This is a genomic window from Microbacterium paludicola (assembly GCF_039529675.1).
Classification (GTDB): Bacteria; Actinomycetota; Actinomycetes; order Actinomycetales; family Microbacteriaceae; genus Microbacterium; species Microbacterium paludicola.
The window spans coordinates 1-2,232 of the sequence record NZ_BAAANG010000068.1; the positions used below are offsets into that span (position 1 = coordinate 1).

Annotated in this window: 3 protein-coding genes; all 3 read right to left on the reverse strand. The window is 70.6% G+C overall.

Going from position 1 to position 2,232, the window contains the following annotated elements; all coding sequences use genetic code 11:
* A partial coding sequence (locus ABD161_RS15750; RefSeq protein ID WP_344005145.1) for a hypothetical protein occupies nt 1-209 on the reverse strand: 209 nt, incomplete at its 3' end.
* Nucleotides 210-219: 10 nt separating this feature from the next.
* Complete coding sequence (locus tag ABD161_RS15755) at nt 220-813, reverse strand: prepilin peptidase (protein ID WP_344005148.1); 594 nt, start codon at nt 811-813, stop codon at nt 220-222.
* Between the two features lies 1 nt (nt 814).
* Nucleotides 815-2,232, reverse strand: a 1,418-nt coding sequence (locus ABD161_RS15760) for an AfsR/SARP family transcriptional regulator (RefSeq protein ID WP_344005152.1), incomplete at its 5' end; no start/stop codon positions are given.

Sequence of the window (2,232 nt, forward strand, 5' to 3'; positions counted from 1 at the left end):
CCACTGGCAACCGTGTCGCGCGGTGTGAACCATCCGAGCTCGCGGCCGAGGATGCCCAGATCGGCGAGGCTGCTGGCGATGATCACACCGTGCTCGTCGTAGACGGCTCCGCTGTCGTCCTGCTGCCAGTCGCTGTCGGCGGCGATGCTCTGCGCCAGGACGGAGTCGGAGGCGTTGAAGTTCGTCGCGGGCAGGGGGATCGGGTTCATTTCGTCCTCGTCAGGTCAGCAGGGTGGTGAGGGCGGCGAGCAGCGCGCCGGCGACGAGGTAGGGCCCCATCGGCATGTAGGTCGGACCGTCCTCGGCCGAGACCCGCTTCTTGCGCACCAGCAGGGCGATCGCGTGCGGCACGGCGAGCAGGTACGCGACGACCACCGCGGTCAGAGGCAGCGTCCAGGCGAACCAGCCGGTGAGGAGCCCGATCGAGAGGGCGAGCTTGACGTCCCCGAACGCGAGGGTGCCGGTCATCGCCACCAGCATCAGCGCCGCGGCGAGGCCTGCCCCACACAGCACCGCCTGCACCAGCTGACCCCACTGCGCGGTGGTCACCGCTGCGCCGGCGAGAACGAGGACGAGCAGGCCCGAAAGCGGGAGCGTGATCGCGTTGGGCAGCCGGCGGGTGCGAGCGTCGATCACGGCGAGCCAGACGCCTCCCACCGTGAACACGGCGACTGCAGCCCATCCGACCGCCTCCTCGGCACCGCCCTGCTGCGCGACTCCAGCGAGCACGCCCAGGACGGCGGCCGCGGCGCCGGCGAGGACACCGAGGCTGGCCGCTTGGGCTCGGGAGGCCGTGCTCGCGATGACGGTCATGTCACTTGGCCATCGCGTAGCGCTCGTGCAGCTGGTCGACCAGAGCCTGCGTCTCCGCCCCCAGGTCGTCCTCGGGGTCGATGTCGTGCTTGAGCTTGCGCAGCTGGTCGACCAGGCGCTCGACGCCGGCCCGGTCGCCGGCGAGATGCTCGGCGCGGATCCCGTCTCGCCACAGCACCTCGTTCTCCGGCTCGACCATCCGCCCAACCGCGGCCGCCATGCGAGCGTTGCGGATGTCACCAGCGGAGAGTGCCCGGGTGGCCAGCTCGTGCGCGGCGTCACCGACGGCGGAGATCATGTCCAGCCGCAGCTTCTCGGCCCACACGTAGCGGCCGGACTTCACACCGGTGAACGGCTGGTCGCCGACCAGGGAGAGCGCCTTCACCAGATCGGCGGTGTCCGCCACCGTCGGGTCGTCGCCCACGAGTCGCTGGAAGTCCACCCAGTCGCAGGAGAGCTCTTCGGAGAGCGTGTAGACATCGCCCACGGCCTGCGGGAAGTACCACGAACCCTCGGGGTCCTGGCCGAGCCACTTCCGCGTCCGGTTGGCCAGGCCGTACCGGGACTGCTTGGCCTGCTTCGTGTCGTGCTTCTGCCCAGGCCAGAGCGCACCGTGCAGATCCTCCGAGCTGACATGACCCGAAGGGCGGGTAGCCAGGAAGGCGATCAACTCGGTCATCCGCCCGATCGACGACGTCCACTGCTTCGCCGTGGTCGGATTAGTCGGCATCTCCCCCTGGGGGTCATCGAGCGAAACTGCCCCGAGCAGCCGAAGACGCGGCTTCCGCGCCGGAGCCACCTTCGCGGCGCCCGCGGCCGGCTCCTCGATCTCGTCGACGGCGGCCTCCGCGGCCGCGGGCTCGACGTCGATGTCGGTGACGGCCTCGACGTCGGCCTCGACCTCGACCTCGGTGTCGGCCTCGACCTCGTCGATGGACTCGATTGCCGCCTCTGCCTCGGGCTGCGGCTCGGGGATCTCATCGAGCTCGAGCTCTGCCGAGGCCGGTGCGTACTCGACAGCCTCACCCTCGGTGGCGACTCCGAACAGCGCCAGAATGCGCGCGTAGTCGGACTTGCCGACCAGCTGCGGCTCGAGCGGAAGCGCGACACCGGCATCGGGGATCTCCAGGCTCGCTGCGTCCGTCGAGGCGATGGTGTAGTTCCACGCGCCCGTGAGCGGGCCGGCGCTGATCGCCGCGATCCCCACCCGAGGGATCCGCGTGACCAGGTCGGCGAGTTCGGAGCGCATCGGCTCGGCCGGCACCTCCCCCAGGATGATGACCTCCGGCGCCCAGGCCTCCGACTGCAGCCGCTGGTGAACGCCCTCGCCGCCCTCGATCGCGAGGGCGGCTTCGATCTCGCGTGCCTGGCCGCGCAGCTCGTGCAGGAGCGTGGAGATGTCGTCGACGTGGCGCACGC